The following is a 14,951-nucleotide window of genomic DNA, read 5'->3' as shown; positions in this document are numbered from 1 at the left end:
GTTTATTTATCTCATTAAATAATATCTAAGCTTTATACTAAAATTGCGTCCTGGCTTTTGCAAACTCCAATTGTCATATAGTTTTCTATTCGTAAGATTGCGCCCTTCTAACCCTACATTATATTTTCCTCCTTTCATGGCATAACTCAATAAGATATCATGAGAAAATTGTTCTGGAATAGTGAATTTAGTAGAGGCTTCGCCTAAGCTAGGCCATTGTAAATAAAAGGCGTGTACATATTGTGTACTATACATAATACTCATCGTATTCCCTTTATGCCAAATATCTTTTAAGAAAACAGATACGTCAGTGTTACCAAAGAAATAAGGAACATTGGGCAATCTATCATTATAAATAGCATTAGGAGACGTATTATTTGCAGACGTTTCTCTGTCTTTATTTCTAAGATTTTGATAGGTAACCGTACCTCCAATGGCTAAGATATCCTTGTAAAAATATCGGACTTCTGCATTGATTCCCATATTCTGCACTTTGCCCCAGTTGATGGAACTTTGCGTGCCATATCTTTGTTCTACTATTTGGCGTATATAGTCGTATACATGGCGATACATTAATCCCAAATCTGCATAGATGGAATGATTTTTTACAATTTCTTTATTGTAAGTAATTCCAAGATTTATATTATGACTTCTCTCCGGTCTTAGGGATGTATTTTCTGTTTGTAAAACTTGGTCACCAAACAATTCGTTATCTGTTGGTAGGCGCGCAGCTTTTTCATAGGAAGCTTTCAACTGTAAGTATTCTTTTATAAAATAAGTAGTGGCAATGCCATATCCCATTACACTTTGGGATTTCGATTGATTTGCATAATTGTACTCATTTACATTAGTTGCTACGTTAACAGGACTGGTTACAGACATACTATAATTTTTTGCGAATACGGACGTATTCCAGCGTTTATTATAGTCCCATTTGTATGATGCGCCTAAAATATTTTTCGAATTTTTTCTTTCTAAATATTGCGCTGATTGGGAGCCATCTGTAATGACAGAAGCGGCATCATCATTTTTTCTATTGAAAGAATTATATACATCATTTATTGAAAATGTGTGTTGTGTTCCTAAATGATAAGTAAGATTTCCAGTGGAGGATAAATTATGATTATTGAATTTAGCTAAAGTACTTGTTCCGCCTTCGCCTTGTGTAGCTTTTCTAGCCCATTCTCCAAGCCAGTTATAACTTCTAGCAGAGGTGTCAATATTTTGATTATGATTTTTACTGTAGTTTGCTGCTAATTTCAGATTTAATCCACGTGTAAATAGGTTATTTTTTTGATATATTAGATTAGGCATTATTGTGTTGCCCTTTCTAAAACGTTGCCCGTATACAATTTTCATTATATAGGCATGTTGTATATCTGCTTTCTCCTGACCCAATGTCACACCAACTAAAAGCCTATCCGCCCACTTTTTGTTTACAAATCCGAAGTTAGTAACTACCGTTTCATTATGATAATTGTCGTGAAACCGTTTAACCCATTGTGGATCTTGCATATATACATTGGTATTCACATTTTTAATTTCTTCCATCCAAACTTTATAGTTATTGTCCGAATAGTTTTGAAATGCATTGATATTGAAAGTGAATCCTTTTTTAGTGGTAATGCCGTAATCAATGTTAGACTTATAGGTATTAAAGGATCTATAAGAAGCAGACACATCTAAATGCGTTCTTTTACCTTTTTTAGTTACAATATTAATTACTCCTCCTATCGCATCCGATCCGAATTCAATAGGTACAACTCCTTTGTATACTTCGATTCTTTCGGCAATATTTACTGGTATATTATTTAATTGAAATGCAGATCCCATACCTTCCATGGGCATCCCATCTATGAAAACTTTTACATGTCTTCCAGAAAAACCATTTAGAGAAACATTATAATCTGATCCCACTCCTCCACTACTTCGTACCTTGACACCAGACGCTCTGTCAAGTAATTGAGCTAGGTCCATAGTTGTATTATAGTATGGTTTAGCATCTATAGCGACCACGTTGTAGGCTGATTGTCTCAATGTTGTTATTGCGGTATTCGCTGCTACGGACACATCTTCTAAATCAGCTATTTTTTTATCCCTTTTGAGAATTATGTTTTCAAGTATTGCGTGTTGTTTTTTGTGCAATCGCTTATAGATAGAAAGATATTTAACTTTAGAAAAATGAACTTTATAGTTTTTTTCTTCCGGCAAAAGAATTAAGTAATAGCCATTTGATTGGGTTGTAGTGGACAGATTTATTCCTTCGACTATAACTGATGCATCTTCGATAGGATTTCCTTGATCGTCATACACATATCCTTTGATTGTATCTGAAATATTTTGTGCTTTTGTTATTTGGTTGTTTAAAAGCAAAACTATAATAGTTAAAAAAGCAATTCCTTTAAATTTCACGTTGAGAAAGGTTTAAAGATATTTTGGAATGGCGCAAAACTATTTTAGGATTCTGGGCGTTAATAACGGAAAAGGAATTAAAAATAATGGAATTGGTATTTTATGAGAATTAAATCAACAATTAAGGAAGCGGATGAGGTTATTATCGATGTGGAGACAATATCTCTTAATGATTTTAATAATAAATTGATTATCAATGAATACGATATTAACATTTCTGGTTATCTAACTGCTCATATACGTACAAAAAGTACCAAATATTTTAGTGTTATTACCACAGAAATGAATTTATATGATTCTGTTACCGATATTTTTGAAATTGGTGGAGATATCGTTTTCTTAGGATTTTTATCTGAGGGACATTCCAATATGTATAACAAAATGGATGGACAATATGATAAAATAAGTGTTGGTTCACTGTATCGAAATTTTCTAAAAAGCCCTAAAATGCAAATCAAAATGCATGCAAATAGAAAAGTGAAATATTGTTCTATTTTTATAGATCGTCAATTTTATATACAACTAATAGAAAATGAAGAATGGACGTATAAAGATAGTTTTTCTCAATTCGTAAGGAAAAATATTACAGCTCCACAAGTGGAGCAATCCGTGGCGGTAGATGATGAACTATTCAATTTGATAAAGTCTATTTCGCAACTAAATATTAGTCCGAAATATGCCATAGAATATCTAAAAATAAAATTTAAAGAATTGGCTATTGTATTTTCGGATAAGTATACAACTGCCATACAACAACATATAAAAATTTCTGCGGATGATCAGCGTAAACTATTACAATCGCGTGCTTATCTTACCATCAATTTTATGGAGCCACCAACTATAAAATCGCTTTCTAAAATTGTATCTCTCAATGAGCTTAAGCTCAAACAAGGATTTAAAATGCTCTTTGATACGACGATACATGCCTACATCATACAATTACGTATGCAAAAGGCAGAGATCTTTCTTCAAGAGAAAAAAATGCAAATTGCAGATATTGCATTTGAATTAGGTTATAAAAGTGTATCGCATTTTATAGTCATGTTCAAAAGTTATTACCATGTAACTCCGAAACAGTATTTGGATAAGAAATGAATATTATAGTTTTCGAAATCGGGAAAATTTTTAAATAATGACAATTGCTTGAGTTTCAACAGGTACTTTTGCACCATGAAAAAAATTATTTTGTGTGCTTTAGTCTTATGTCAATTAAGTTTTAATAATAGACAATTACATGCACAAAATACACTTCCAACTATAGAATTGGAATATAAAGATTCGATTAAATCTTCCATATTAAAAGAGCAAAGAAAATTTTCTGTAAAACTTCCCAATGGGTTTGATAAATCACAGAAATATCCAGTGATTTATGTTTTAGATGGAGAGATGTATTTTCCAATTGTTACTGCAGTGCAAAACTTTTTAGATAGAAATAAAAGATTTGCATCCAATAAAAGTATTATAGTTGCTATTGAAAATACAGATCGTACTAGAGACTTAACGCCAAGTGCCGCGGTTAGTTCCAAAGGTCATGGAACTATGGAAAATAGTGGAAAGGCGGAGCAATTTTACCAATTTATTACCAGCGAATTAATTCCTGAAATTTCACATAAATATGCAGTTTCTGATAGGAAACTATTGATTGGACATTCCTTCGGAGGCTTAACTGCAACTTATTTCTTTTTGGAACATCCCAATTCATTTTCTGACTATTTGATTATGGAACCAAGTATGTGGTGGGATAATGGAAAACTTTTGAATGCCGCAACCAAAAAATTGCAAGCGAATCACTATGAGAAAAATACGCGTGTATTTTTCGCTTTTGCTAGTAAAGAAGACTCGACTAGAAATAGCATTGAAAAACTAGTCGGTCAATTACAACCTGAAATTGCTTTGAAATATGCTTATTATCCCAATGAAAATCATGGATCTGTCTATTTACCCGCTTTATATGACGGACTCAGATTTTTGTTTGATATAAAAGTAGAGAGAAAACCTCGTATGTAAAATTAAAGCCTCGTTATTCAACGAGGCTTTAAAAATTATAGTTACTTTCAAGAATTAACTAGCTAAAATTTTTTGCTTTTGGCTGTCAAATTCTTCTTGTGTTAGAATACCTGCATCCAACAACTCCTTTATGTCAAATAGAGCTTTCTTTTTATCCTCCATATTTTTTATAGTTGGTTGTACAGGAGCTGCTTTAGTACCATCATCGATGGCATTTGTCTTTGCACCAAACTCTATTAATAAGGCTGTAATTTCATTATAGCCTTTCATATTGGAATAGTCAATCGCTTTTTGTTCCAATACATTTGCTTCATCTGTTTTCGCTCCATTGGTCAATAAAAATCGTACAATATCTTTTTTGCCATAAGCGGCTGCATAATGAAGTGCAGTATTACCAGATGCATCTTGTTTGTTGATATCAGCACCCTTATCAAGTAATAATTTAACTAAAGAAAGATAGCCAAATTTAGATGCTGTTTCCAATAAAGTCTCTCCTGCATAATGAGGTTCAAAACCCAGAATGAAAGTTCTCGTACCTGTATTGGCAATTAATTTTTGTAAATAATTTCCATCTTTTCCGTCCCATGCATCTACACTACGTGCATAGTCGGGAGACAAACCTTTATCTAAAAATAAGGCAACTAATTCTTTCAAATTGGCTCCAACTGCGTACCAAACAGGCGAAATACCTTCTTTCGATTCTGTAAAAATATCTGCTCCTTGTTCAATTAACTTTTCACAAATAATTCTATTACCTGATTTTGCTGCTAATAGTAATGGTCCTTCATTCAAATCGTTTAATAAGTTGACTGTTGCACCATTGTCTAATAACAGATTCACTATAGGAATAGAATTGTTCTCAATCGCTAGATTCAGAGGCGTATTTCCATTTTTATCTGTATAGTTACTATCTGCGCCATTCAACAACAAAATCTTTACTACTGGAAGAAATTTATATTGAACTGCAATTAACAAGGTCGAAACAGAAGCTTGATTGAGTGCATTAACGTCCAATCCTGCTTGGATCAATTTATCAGCAAGATCTTGTTGCCCTGTTTGAGCAACTACATGCAATAAGGTGTTTCCTTGAAAATCGTTGATATGTACATTAGCACCTTGGTCTATAAGCAACAATGCAGTTTGCTTTTGTTTATTAATAATAGCAAAAAACAAAGGCGTTTCTCCATTATGATCTTCATAATTGATCTCAGCGCCATTGTCGATTAAGGATTTTACAATTTCATTATAACCTTGATATGCCGCATAATGCAAAGCGGTTCTTCCTTTTTCATCCGTATATTTTACATCTACTTGTTTATTTTCAAGTAGTATTTCTGCTATTTTTCTTTTGCCGCCTTCACAGGCAACTATAAATGATTGTGACATGTTCTTATTATTTTTCTAAAAGGGTTTCTACAATTTTTGCTTTCAAGTTGTCGCTCATAGCATAGTCTACCGCTTTTTTATCAAATCGATCTTCAATACTTGGCTCCGCGCCTGCTTTCAATAAATATTTTACTTTTCTGTACAAATCTTTTGCAACAGCCTCGTCATAGTTAGGTTCAACTTGACAAACTTTAAATAGTATAGTCTGTCCATCGTTGTCCGTATTATTTACATCAATGGAACCATTATCCAATAAATGCTTCAATATTTCTGATGATTTCTCAGCGATCCAATCAATACCAGATTTTTCTTTTTGATAATAGGCAGACGTCGCAGTAAGGTTAGCGCCATTTTGAATAAATGCATCCAAAATTTCTATAGAATTGGGGCTATTGCTAATGGATCTTAAAAAAGCATTTACTAAATTTTCGCCTTCCAAATTTTTCTTGTCAAAATCTGGCGTGCCATATTCCAATAGAGATTTAACCAAATCCAATTTTTGCTGATAAACTGCAGCTACGAATATGGGTGTAATTCCTTTTTTATCTTCTTGATTAACATCCGCTCCATTTTCCAATAATAGTTGAATGATTTCTGGTTTAGATAAATTATAGTTTTCCAATGCATTTCTCAATGGAGTTTTGCCTTCGATATCTATTTTGTTGATATCTACACCACTATCTATAAATAGTTGTATTGCATTTTTATTATAGTCGATATTTGAATTTTGTCTTTGACGACATATGGAATGCAAATAGTTTTCTTCTGCTTTTGTCAAATAATTTGTCTGAATACCAGCGTCTATTAGTGCTTGAAATATAGCGACAGGCAAACCCTCTTGTATCGCAAACGATAATAAATTTTTGCTTTCAATTTCTTCATTGATATCGTCTACTTCATCTAAATATGCGGAGAAATGTGGCAGAAAATTATTCAAATCATTTTCGGATAAATATTTCGTTCCCATTAAAATGGAATTCAATTCTCCATTATTCAAACTATCATATTCGAATAAGTCCGTGTGTATCAAATCTTCTTTAACACAATAGTCAAATGTCTCCCACTTCTTATTTTGCATAATTGTAGAGATCAATTGCTCTTTTTTATCCGCAGGAATGGCAGATTTATTTTCTTCTAAATACGTTATTAATTGTTCCTCGGGTAAGTCATATATGGCTTTGAAAAAGGATTGATGATCAAAATCTGGCATGTCGAATTTTTTATTTATCTAAAGTATATGTTTCATTTCTTCAAAATTGTTGCCAAACAATGAATTATTAGAAATTTTAATATAATCCTATATAAATAAAAAAAACGCCCCGAAGGGCGTTGTAATTATTGTAATGCTTTTCTTACTGCCGGAGCGACTTTCGTCCCAAAGAGCTCAATTGCATCCATCATTTGCTTGTGATCTGGCGCGCCGACATCCATGTGCGCGCTGAATCTTGTAATCCCAAATAACTCGTGCATATACAAAATCTTGTCAATTACTTGATTGGCATCTCCGATAAATAACGCGCCATCTTTGGTGCGACCAGCTTCATATTGTCTTTCTGTAAAATGTGGCCAACCACGTGAACTACCAATTCGATCCATTTGCGCAGCGTAATTTTTATAGTATCCGCTGATTATGCTTGAATCATCACTTACAAATGAATGAGAATGTATACCGATTTGCATTTTGCTTTTGTCATGACCATGCAATATATATTGCTCTTTATAATATTGAACGAGCGATTGAAACTGTTTTGGAGAACCTCCAATAATAGCGATCATCAATGGAAGTCCTAATTTAGCAGCGCGTAAAACAGACTCTGGAGTTCCTCCTACGGCAATCCATATAGGAAGTTTACCTTCATTTTTGGCACGTGGTAATACATTTTGATGCGTCATAGGAGGTCTTGTTTTACCTGACCAAGAAACATCTTCACTGCTATTTATCTTGAGTAAAAGATCCAATTTTTCTTCGAAAAGTTGGTCATAAGCACTCAATGGATATCCGAATAAAGGAAAGGATTCTATGAAACTACCACGACCCACACAGATCTCTGCGCGACCATGTGAAATCAAATCTATGGTAGAATAATTTTGATAAACATTGACGGGTTCTGACGAACTCAAAACGGTAACAGCACTTCCCAATTTGATATTTTTGGTAATGCTTGCAGCCGCCGCTAATATGATATCTGGTGCAGAGATGACATAATCTTCACGATGATGTTCTCCTAATCCAAACATATCCAAACCGACTTCGTCGGCTAATTTTATTTCTTCTAATATTTCGCCAAGCTTTTGTTCGGCGCTTTGTGGCTTGCCCTGGGCATCAAAAGCAAGATCTCCAAACATTCCAACTCCTAATTCCATAATTCTTAATTTTCATGCAATTTAGCGCTTATAAAATCTCTTTTAATTGAACTAGATTAAGAATTGTGTGCGTAGAAGGAACGATTTGTTGAGCATTAATATGATTTACCCAGATAGAATCGATCTGCATATTATTGGCTCCCGCAATATCCGCATCTTGATTATCGCCGATCATAACAGACGTTTCTGCATTTCCATGAGTAATATCCAAAGCATATTGAAAAATCTCTGGTTGCGGCTTCAAGCTATTGCTCGTTTCCGAAGTAATGACTTTGTCAAAATAATGCGCCATATTGCTACTTTTCAATTTGCCAGCTTGAATAGCATCAAATCCATTGGTAATCAAGTGCAAAGGATAATTTTTTTCTTTCAAATAGTCCAAAACTTCGAATGTATGGGGAAATACTTTGCTTTTGGTAGGTAAGATCTGGAGAAATGCACCATCCATTTGATGCGCCAATGGTTCGTCCGCAATTTTGAAATCGAGCATTGCGAGATACATTCTTTTCCATTTCAATACATCTTGTTTGATGCGCCCTTTCGTATATAAATCCCAAAGTCTGGTATTATGAAAACTGTAACGCTCAAAAAAATCATCAAAATTTTCAATGCCGCGTTGTGAAAGATTGGTCGTTGCAAATACTTCTGCAATTGCGTCTTTTGCATTTGCCTCAAAATCCCAAAGTGTGTGATCGAGGTCGAAAAAAATATTTTTGTAAGCCATGTGCGAAAATAAGATGGAATTATGACTTTAAGGCGTGAGGTGAAAGGTTTAAGGGAAAAGTAATATTATGGATACGGCGATTTTTTGAGATTATTTCCGTCCTTCTACCTTTCATCTTTCACATCTCACCTTCTTCTTTTTCCTTTTCTCTATATAAGTTACCTTGCACCAAATAGTTGAAACAATGGAATATATCATCAGAAATGCACAGATTGTCAATGAAGGCTCAAGACAACAAGCCGACGTGTGGATCAAAAATAAACGTATTGAAAAGATCGCACCACAAATAAATCTTCCGTACGAAGTAAAAGAAATCAATGCAGAAGGATTGACTTTGTTACCTGGCGTTATTGATGATCAAGTCCATTTTAGAGAACCTGGTTTGACGCAAAAAGCGACTATTTATACAGAAGCGAAAGCGGCTGTAGCGGGCGGTGTTACTAGTTTTATGGAAATGCCTAACACGAAACCGCCGGCACTGACGCAGACATTGTTGGAAGATAAATTCACTATCGGAAAGGAAAATGCGCTCGCAAACTATTCCTTTTATTTGGGTACGTCCAATGATAATTTGGAAGATATTTTGAAAGCCAATTCTTATAAAAATGATATTGCTGGCGTAAAAATTTTCATGGGTTCTTCTACGGGAAATATGCTCGTTGACGATCCAGCCACTTTGGAAAAAGTATTTGCTGGTTGCGAAAATTTGATTGCAACGCATTGCGAAGAACAATCCATCATCAAAGCCAATTACGAAAAAGTATTTGCGGAGCGCGGTGGAAAATTGCGCCCAGAAGATCATCCAATTATCCGAAATGCGGAAAATTGTTATGCATCTTCTTCCAAAGCAATAGGATTGGCACAGAAACATGGTACGCGTTTACACATTTTACATATTACAGATGCATTGGAATTATCCGAATTTACCAATAGCATTCCATTGGAACAGAAAAAAATAACGTCAGAGGTTTGCGTGCATCATTTGACTTTTTCAGATGCAGACTATCATACATTGGGCTATCAAATAAAATGCAATCCTGCCGTGAAAACGGCAACCGATCGCGACGCACTTTGGACGGCATTATTAGACGATAGAATTGATGTCATCGCTACAGATCACGCGCCACATACTTTATCCGAAAAGGGGTTGATTCGTATGTCTGATGGTAATTTGGCTATGTCAGACGATGCAACTTATGACAATACGGCTGCTGGTCTGCCTTTGATACAACATACTTTGTTATTGATGTTGCAACATGTAAAAGATGGAAAAATATCATTAGAAGAAGTGGTACGCAAGATGAGCCACGACGTTGCGCGCTGTTATCAATTGAAAGATCGTGGTTATATCAGAGAAGGATATTTTGCCGATATCGTTTTGGTAAATTTGAATAAAGAAACTTCCGTAACAAAAGACAATCTATTATACAAATGTCAATGGAGCCCATTGGAAGGACGCACCTTCCCTGCGGAAATCAAATATACTTTTGTCAGTGGCCATTTGGTTTATGGAAATGGCTCTTTTGATGAATCTATAAAAGGAGAGCGATTGGCTTTTGATAGAGATTAAAACAATGGACAGCGTATGCAGATAGATGCCACCACTTTACATGATTTGGGTATTACAAATAAGGAAACTGCGCAATCGGTTTTGAATTTGTTGGATTTTACAGAATCTTCAATTGGGAATAACTATCTGCGTACGTTTTTAAGCAAACCATTGGAAAATATTGCGCAAATAAAAGAGCAACAATCAATCATCCAGTCAATAGGAGAAGTCGAGGCCAAATGGAATTTGGATATAAAAAATGGAACAATTCAATTGGTGGAAACTTTTTACACCACCAGAAAAGCGTTGATTCCATACCCAGCGTCGGCTTTCAATGCCATAATTTACAAAGTATTTAATCCCAATAGTTACAATGCGGTTGTATTCACAGCAAAGCATTTTCAAAAATTTTTGAAAAAATTGTTTACCATTTGGCAATCTTTTTCCAAGGAAGTGGTTCGGACAAAAAAGTTGGCGATCTTATTGGACAATTTAGAAAGAATCTTAAAGCGAGATAACTTTTTGCTGTATATAGAAATGGATCACAAATTGAAACCGAATGAAGCTTTGAATTTGGGACACGAAATGCAAATACACAAACAAGAAGTCTCCCAATTATTGGAAACCTATGGTAAATTAGACGCTTGGCGTAGTTTGGCTATTGCGACGAAAAAATACAATTTTCATTTCCCTGAATTAATAGAATCGGAGAATCCGTATATCGAAGGAAAACAACTATTTCATCCTTTGCTAAAAAAGCCCATTCCTTATGATGTAACGCTTTCTGAAAATGAAAATTTTCTTTTTCTAACTGGCGCAAATATGGCGGGGAAAAGCACATTTATCAAAGCGGTTGGTTTGAATGTGTATTTCGCACATTTGGGTATTGGCGTTCCTGCGGAGTCTTTTAGATTGAGTTATTTTGATGGATTGTTTAGTAATATTCAGATAACGGACAATATTTTGCAAGGAGAAAGCTATTTTTTCAACGAAGTAAAACGAATAAAAGACACCGCTGAAAAAGTCAATGATGAGAAAAAATGGCTTGTCTTAATAGATGAATTATTTAAGGGTACGAATGTTCGAGATGCGATGCGTTGCAGCGTTGCGGTAATTAATGGATTTCACAAAAAGCGAAAGTCAATATTTTTACTTTCTACACATTTATATGAAATTGAAGAAGAAATCAAACAATTCTCCAATATTCAATTCAAATATTTTGAAACCAAATCTCTCAATGGTCAATTAGAATTTAGCTACCAATTGAAAAACGGCGTGAGCAATGATCGTATTGGTTATTTGATTTTGGAACGAGAAGGAGTGATTAATTTACTAGAAAACATGTAAATATCAATCTTCTGTAATATTTCTGCCATTTTATCCTCTGCTTTTAAATAAAAAGAAAAAATCCTCGTTCTGATGTTTTAACTTAAAAAACATCTTCATGCTTAAAAAATTGTTTGCTGAATTTTTCGGAACTTTCTGGTTAGTATTTGGTGGTTGTGGTAGTGCCTTATTTGCCGCAGGCGTACCCAATACAGGGATTGGTTTATTAGGCGTTGCACTCGCTTTTGGTTTAACTGTATTAACGATGGTATATGCTGTTGGGCATATTTCTGGTGGACATTTTAATCCCGCGGTATCTGTTGGTTTGATGATCGGAGGGCGTTTTCCTGCAAAAGATTTAATTCCTTATATAATTGCACAATTGGTCGGCGCAATTGCTGCTGCAGGATGTTTGTATATTATTTTAAATGGAGCAGGCGCTTTTTCTAAAGAAGGGGCGGGTGCATTTGCTACAAATTTTTATGACTTACCAGGTTATAATAATCGTAGTTTCAGCGTTGGTGCTGCGTTCTTGGCAGAGTTCCTTTTGACTGCATTTTTCCTAATTGTAATTATGGGGGCGACGGATAAATGGGCAAATGGAAAATTTGCAGGGATTGCGATTGGTTTATGTTTGACATTAATACATTTAATCTCTATTCCCATTACAAATACATCTGTAAATCCTGCTCGATCTACTTCTCAAGCATTATTTGTTGGCGGTACAGCCTTATCCCAACTTTGGTTGTTTTGGTTAGCGCCTATTTTAGGAGGTGCAGTTGGCGGTGCTATTTATAAACTCCTTTTACAAAAAGATCAAAATGCATAATTGCATTTAAAATTCTAATAGAAAGAGCAAGCTAGTTGGCTTGCTTTTTTTATTAGAATTATTCGCCGACATATTTTCATTTTCTACCGAGATATGCCATTGATACCCTTATATTGCATGGTTTTAGATTCTATTAAACAAAAACCATATACTATGAAAATGATAAAATTTATTGTTGCTTGTTTCTGTATTTCAACTATACTTATCTCTTGTGCAAGCATGCGTGCAGTTAATACTTCCAATCTCCATCTTGGAATGAATAAAGCAGAGGTTCAAACAGCACTTCGAAAAAATCCTGATAATACTATCGCAGCGAAATCATATAGTGATGGTAATTTAGAAGTGGTACAGTATTCTGACTTGAACAATGGTGTCAGTTTAGAAACTGCCATCAATCCCTATTGGTTATACTTTTTTAATGATAAGTTAGTAAAGTGGGAGCCAAGGCCTAAGGGACCGCAAGGCCCTTTTAACTATGATTTTTTAGATAATGTACATTATAATTTGGAACATAATTAATTCTATATTTATAATAACAAAAGCCTCTTATGTTACCCTTTTAGAAAGATTTATGCTGATTATAGATTTTATACACATTAAAAAGGTATTATAGTTCTCTTTTAGATAAATTATACTTTAATGCATACTTAAATTACTTAAAAAAGGCATTATATTTCTTTTTTTTAATTATTTATATGTAGTTTTGCAGTTTATTGTCGATTTTATTATGTGGATAAATTATGAATAGAATAATGTGTAGAATAATAAAAAAATACTATGACATCTAATTTAATTTATTTAGGTAGTCGTATTGTTAAGCGTAGGGAGCAATTGAAATATACGCAAAAGGATATGGCTGAATTGACTGGATTAAGTAATAAAACCATTCAAGCGATTGAAAAAGGCAAATCAGGTGTTTCAATTTCCAATTGGATACTTGTAGCCGGCATACTTGGTTTGGAATTATCATTGCAAGGAAAAAGAATGAGTGATGAGACAGGGAAAAGTTTTTAATAATCAAATATATGTAGGACTCATAACTCAATTGGATGATGGAAGTTTTAAGTTTGAGTATGACGATGTTTATTTTACTAGTGAAAATTATTCCGCTATTAGTTTAACCTTACCAAAGAATACAAGGGTTTATTTTTCTCCTGTACTATTTCCGTTTTTTTTCAATATGTTAAGTGAAGGGAGAAATAAACTTGCACAGAGTCGAATTCTAAAAATCGATGAGAATGATCATTTCACTTTTCTGATTAAAACAGCATCTACAGAATCGATTGGTGCAATTAGGGTAGAAGAAGTTTAAATTACACGTTATGGAAATTATTTCAGTATGTCCTGCGACATTACGTCCTGGACACGATACTTATAGCACAACAGCATTGCGCCATTTGTTCAATGGTCGTAAAGTCTCGCATATATTACCTTTTGCTCAAAATGAAAGTAATGGAGAACAAAGGAAATTATCAATAAAGGATAGAGCTCGAATTTCGATATCGGGAGTTCAAGAAAAATATTCTCTCCGATTAGAAAAGAATATTTTAACTGTTACGCAAGAGAATGGGCAATATATATTGAAGCCTATGCCAACCGAGCTGGATAATGTAGAGTTTGTTCCAGCAAATGAACATTTAACTATGCAGATTGCATCTCAAATATATAAGATAGAGACTGCACAAAATGCTTTAATCTTTTTCCCGGACGAAGCTCCCGCATATATTACGAAGCGATTTGATGTTGTTGCTGATGGTGTGCGTTGTTTAAAGGAAGACTTTGCGAGTTTGATGTTAAAAACTAGTGATGATGGTAATAAAAATTTTAAATACGACGGAAGCTATTTGCAAATGGCAGAGACGATTGACAAATTTTTACCTGCGGCATTGATTGCCAAGGAAAATTTATTTAAGTTAGTTGTATTTAACTATTTATTTAGTAACGGGGATGCGCATCTTAAAAACTACTCTGTTGTGGATTATGAACAGAATGGGCTATACCAGCTTGCTCCAGCATACGATCTAATTTGTACAAGATTACATATAGAGGATGGAGATTTTGCGTTGGAGGATAGATTGTATGATGGAGATTTCGATCATCCAAGTTTTGCTTATTTTGGATTTCATGCTTATGATGATTTTTATGATTTCGGTATTAAGATTGGGTTATTGCCTTTAAGAGTTAAAAAAATTATGGATAATTTTTTGTCGCATGTAGAAGAAGTCATTTTTTTAACGCAACTAAGTTTTTTATCAGAATCGCTAAAAGAGATATATATAGGACTATATAAAGAAAAATTGAAGCGATTGAGTTTGTCATTAAAGAATAGTAAACAATAAAGCCGATCCAATTGG

General features: G+C 34.1%; 14 protein-coding genes. 9 read left to right on the top strand and 5 right to left on the bottom strand.

Annotated features, from left to right (window positions below):
* Positions 1 to 6: 6 nt before the first annotated feature.
* Positions 7 to 2,412, bottom strand: a complete 2,406-nt coding sequence (locus E0W69_RS17135) for a TonB-dependent receptor domain-containing protein (protein ID WP_131331287.1) — start codon at positions 2,410 to 2,412, stop codon at positions 7 to 9.
* A gap of 102 nt (positions 2,413 to 2,514) precedes the next feature.
* On the opposite strand from E0W69_RS17135, the gene E0W69_RS17130 reads away from it, so the two are divergent.
* Both E0W69_RS17130 and E0W69_RS17125 read left to right on the top strand, forming a co-directional pair.
* Positions 2,515 to 3,507 carry a helix-turn-helix domain-containing protein gene (locus tag E0W69_RS17130; protein ID WP_131331286.1) on the top strand — a complete coding sequence of 331 codons (993 nt, stop codon included), beginning with the start codon at positions 2,515 to 2,517 and terminating at the stop codon, positions 3,505 to 3,507.
* Positions 3,508 to 3,582: 75 nt separating this feature from the next.
* Positions 3,583 to 4,419: an alpha/beta hydrolase gene (locus E0W69_RS17125; protein ID WP_131331285.1), complete on the top strand. Its 837-nt coding sequence runs from the start codon at positions 3,583 to 3,585 to the stop codon at positions 4,417 to 4,419.
* Between the two features lie 54 nt (positions 4,420 to 4,473).
* Here E0W69_RS17125 and E0W69_RS17120 read toward each other — a convergent pair whose 3' ends face one another.
* The 4 genes from E0W69_RS17120 to E0W69_RS17105 form a co-directional block, all read right to left on the bottom strand.
* Positions 4,474 to 5,805 carry an ankyrin repeat domain-containing protein gene (locus E0W69_RS17120; RefSeq protein WP_131331284.1) on the bottom strand — a complete coding sequence of 444 codons (1,332 nt, stop codon included), beginning with the start codon at positions 5,803 to 5,805 and terminating at the stop codon, positions 4,474 to 4,476.
* Between the two features lie 7 nt (positions 5,806 to 5,812).
* Positions 5,813 to 7,015 (bottom strand): ankyrin repeat domain-containing protein, encoded by a 1,203-nt coding sequence (locus tag E0W69_RS17115; RefSeq protein ID WP_131331283.1) that lies wholly within the window; start codon positions 7,013 to 7,015, stop codon positions 5,813 to 5,815.
* 125 nt (positions 7,016 to 7,140) lie between these two features.
* Positions 7,141 to 8,169 carry an LLM class flavin-dependent oxidoreductase gene (locus E0W69_RS17110; protein WP_131331282.1) on the bottom strand — a complete coding sequence of 343 codons (1,029 nt, stop codon included), beginning with the start codon at positions 8,167 to 8,169 and terminating at the stop codon, positions 7,141 to 7,143.
* 28 nt (positions 8,170 to 8,197) lie between these two features.
* Positions 8,198 to 8,893: a YjjG family noncanonical pyrimidine nucleotidase gene (locus E0W69_RS17105; RefSeq protein ID WP_131331281.1), complete on the bottom strand. Its 696-nt coding sequence runs from the start codon at positions 8,891 to 8,893 to the stop codon at positions 8,198 to 8,200.
* Between the two features lie 184 nt (positions 8,894 to 9,077).
* Between E0W69_RS17105 and E0W69_RS17100 the strand changes: the two genes are divergently transcribed.
* The 7 genes from E0W69_RS17100 (at position 9,078) to E0W69_RS17070 (ending at position 14,936) form a co-directional block, all read left to right on the top strand.
* Positions 9,078 to 10,463 (top strand): dihydroorotase, encoded by a 1,386-nt coding sequence (locus E0W69_RS17100; protein ID WP_131331280.1) that lies wholly within the window; start codon positions 9,078 to 9,080, stop codon positions 10,461 to 10,463.
* A 15-nt stretch (positions 10,464 to 10,478) separates the two neighbouring features.
* Entirely contained in the window at positions 10,479 to 11,789 is a 1,311-nt protein-coding gene (locus E0W69_RS17095; protein WP_131331278.1) for a MutS-related protein, read from the top strand.
* Positions 11,790 to 11,886: 97 nt separating this feature from the next.
* A complete protein-coding gene (aqpZ, locus tag E0W69_RS17090; protein ID WP_131331276.1) occupies positions 11,887 to 12,597 on the top strand; it encodes an aquaporin Z in 711 nt (236 codons plus the stop codon).
* Positions 12,598 to 12,750: 153 nt separating this feature from the next.
* The gene (locus E0W69_RS17085) at positions 12,751 to 13,116 is read left to right on the top strand and encodes a hypothetical protein (protein ID WP_131331275.1); all 366 of its coding nucleotides are present in this window, start codon (positions 12,751 to 12,753) and stop codon (positions 13,114 to 13,116) included.
* Between the two features lie 258 nt (positions 13,117 to 13,374).
* Complete coding sequence (locus E0W69_RS17080) at positions 13,375 to 13,611, top strand: helix-turn-helix domain-containing protein (protein WP_131331273.1); 237 nt, start codon at positions 13,375 to 13,377, stop codon at positions 13,609 to 13,611.
* Entirely contained in the window at positions 13,589 to 13,909 is a 321-nt protein-coding gene (locus E0W69_RS17075) for a HipA N-terminal domain-containing protein (RefSeq protein WP_131331271.1), read from the top strand. Before E0W69_RS17080 ends, E0W69_RS17075 begins: the two co-directional genes overlap by 23 nt.
* Before the next feature lie 10 nt (positions 13,910 to 13,919).
* Complete coding sequence (locus E0W69_RS17070) at positions 13,920 to 14,936, top strand: HipA domain-containing protein (RefSeq protein ID WP_131331269.1); 1,017 nt, start codon at positions 13,920 to 13,922, stop codon at positions 14,934 to 14,936.
* Positions 14,937 to 14,951 lie beyond the last annotated feature (15 nt).

This window comes from Rhizosphaericola mali, from assembly GCF_004337365.2.
Taxonomy (GTDB): Bacteria; Bacteroidota; Bacteroidia; order Chitinophagales; family Chitinophagaceae; genus Rhizosphaericola; species Rhizosphaericola mali.
Note: the sequence above shows the minus strand (reverse complement) of the source record. Positions and strands in the feature narration are given on the sequence as shown.

Coding starts and splice junctions, on each gene's coding strand:
- E0W69_RS17130 (WP_131331286.1), top strand. CDS start 2,515: ATGAGAATTAAATCAACAATTAAGGAAGCGGATGAGGTTATTATCGAT.
- E0W69_RS17125 (WP_131331285.1), top strand. CDS start 3,583: ATGAAAAAAATTATTTTGTGTGCTTTAGTCTTATGTCAATTAAGTTTT.
- E0W69_RS17120 (WP_131331284.1), bottom strand. CDS start 5,805: ATGTCACAATCATTTATAGTTGCCTGTGAAGGCGGCAAAAGAAAAATA.
- E0W69_RS17115 (WP_131331283.1), bottom strand. CDS start 7,015: ATGCCAGATTTTGATCATCAATCCTTTTTCAAAGCCATATATGACTTA.
- E0W69_RS17110 (WP_131331282.1), bottom strand. CDS start 8,169: ATGGAATTAGGAGTTGGAATGTTTGGAGATCTTGCTTTTGATGCCCAG.
- E0W69_RS17105 (WP_131331281.1), bottom strand. CDS start 8,893: ATGGCTTACAAAAATATTTTTTTCGACCTCGATCACACACTTTGGGAT.
- E0W69_RS17100 (WP_131331280.1), top strand. CDS start 9,078: ATGGAATATATCATCAGAAATGCACAGATTGTCAATGAAGGCTCAAGA.
- E0W69_RS17095 (WP_131331278.1), top strand. CDS start 10,479: ATGCAGATAGATGCCACCACTTTACATGATTTGGGTATTACAAATAAG.
- aqpZ (WP_131331276.1), top strand. CDS start 11,887: ATGCTTAAAAAATTGTTTGCTGAATTTTTCGGAACTTTCTGGTTAGTA.
- E0W69_RS17085 (WP_131331275.1), top strand. CDS start 12,751: ATGAAAATGATAAAATTTATTGTTGCTTGTTTCTGTATTTCAACTATA.
- E0W69_RS17080 (WP_131331273.1), top strand. CDS start 13,375: ATGACATCTAATTTAATTTATTTAGGTAGTCGTATTGTTAAGCGTAGG.
- E0W69_RS17075 (WP_131331271.1), top strand. CDS start 13,589: ATGAGACAGGGAAAAGTTTTTAATAATCAAATATATGTAGGACTCATA.
- E0W69_RS17070 (WP_131331269.1), top strand. CDS start 13,920: ATGGAAATTATTTCAGTATGTCCTGCGACATTACGTCCTGGACACGAT.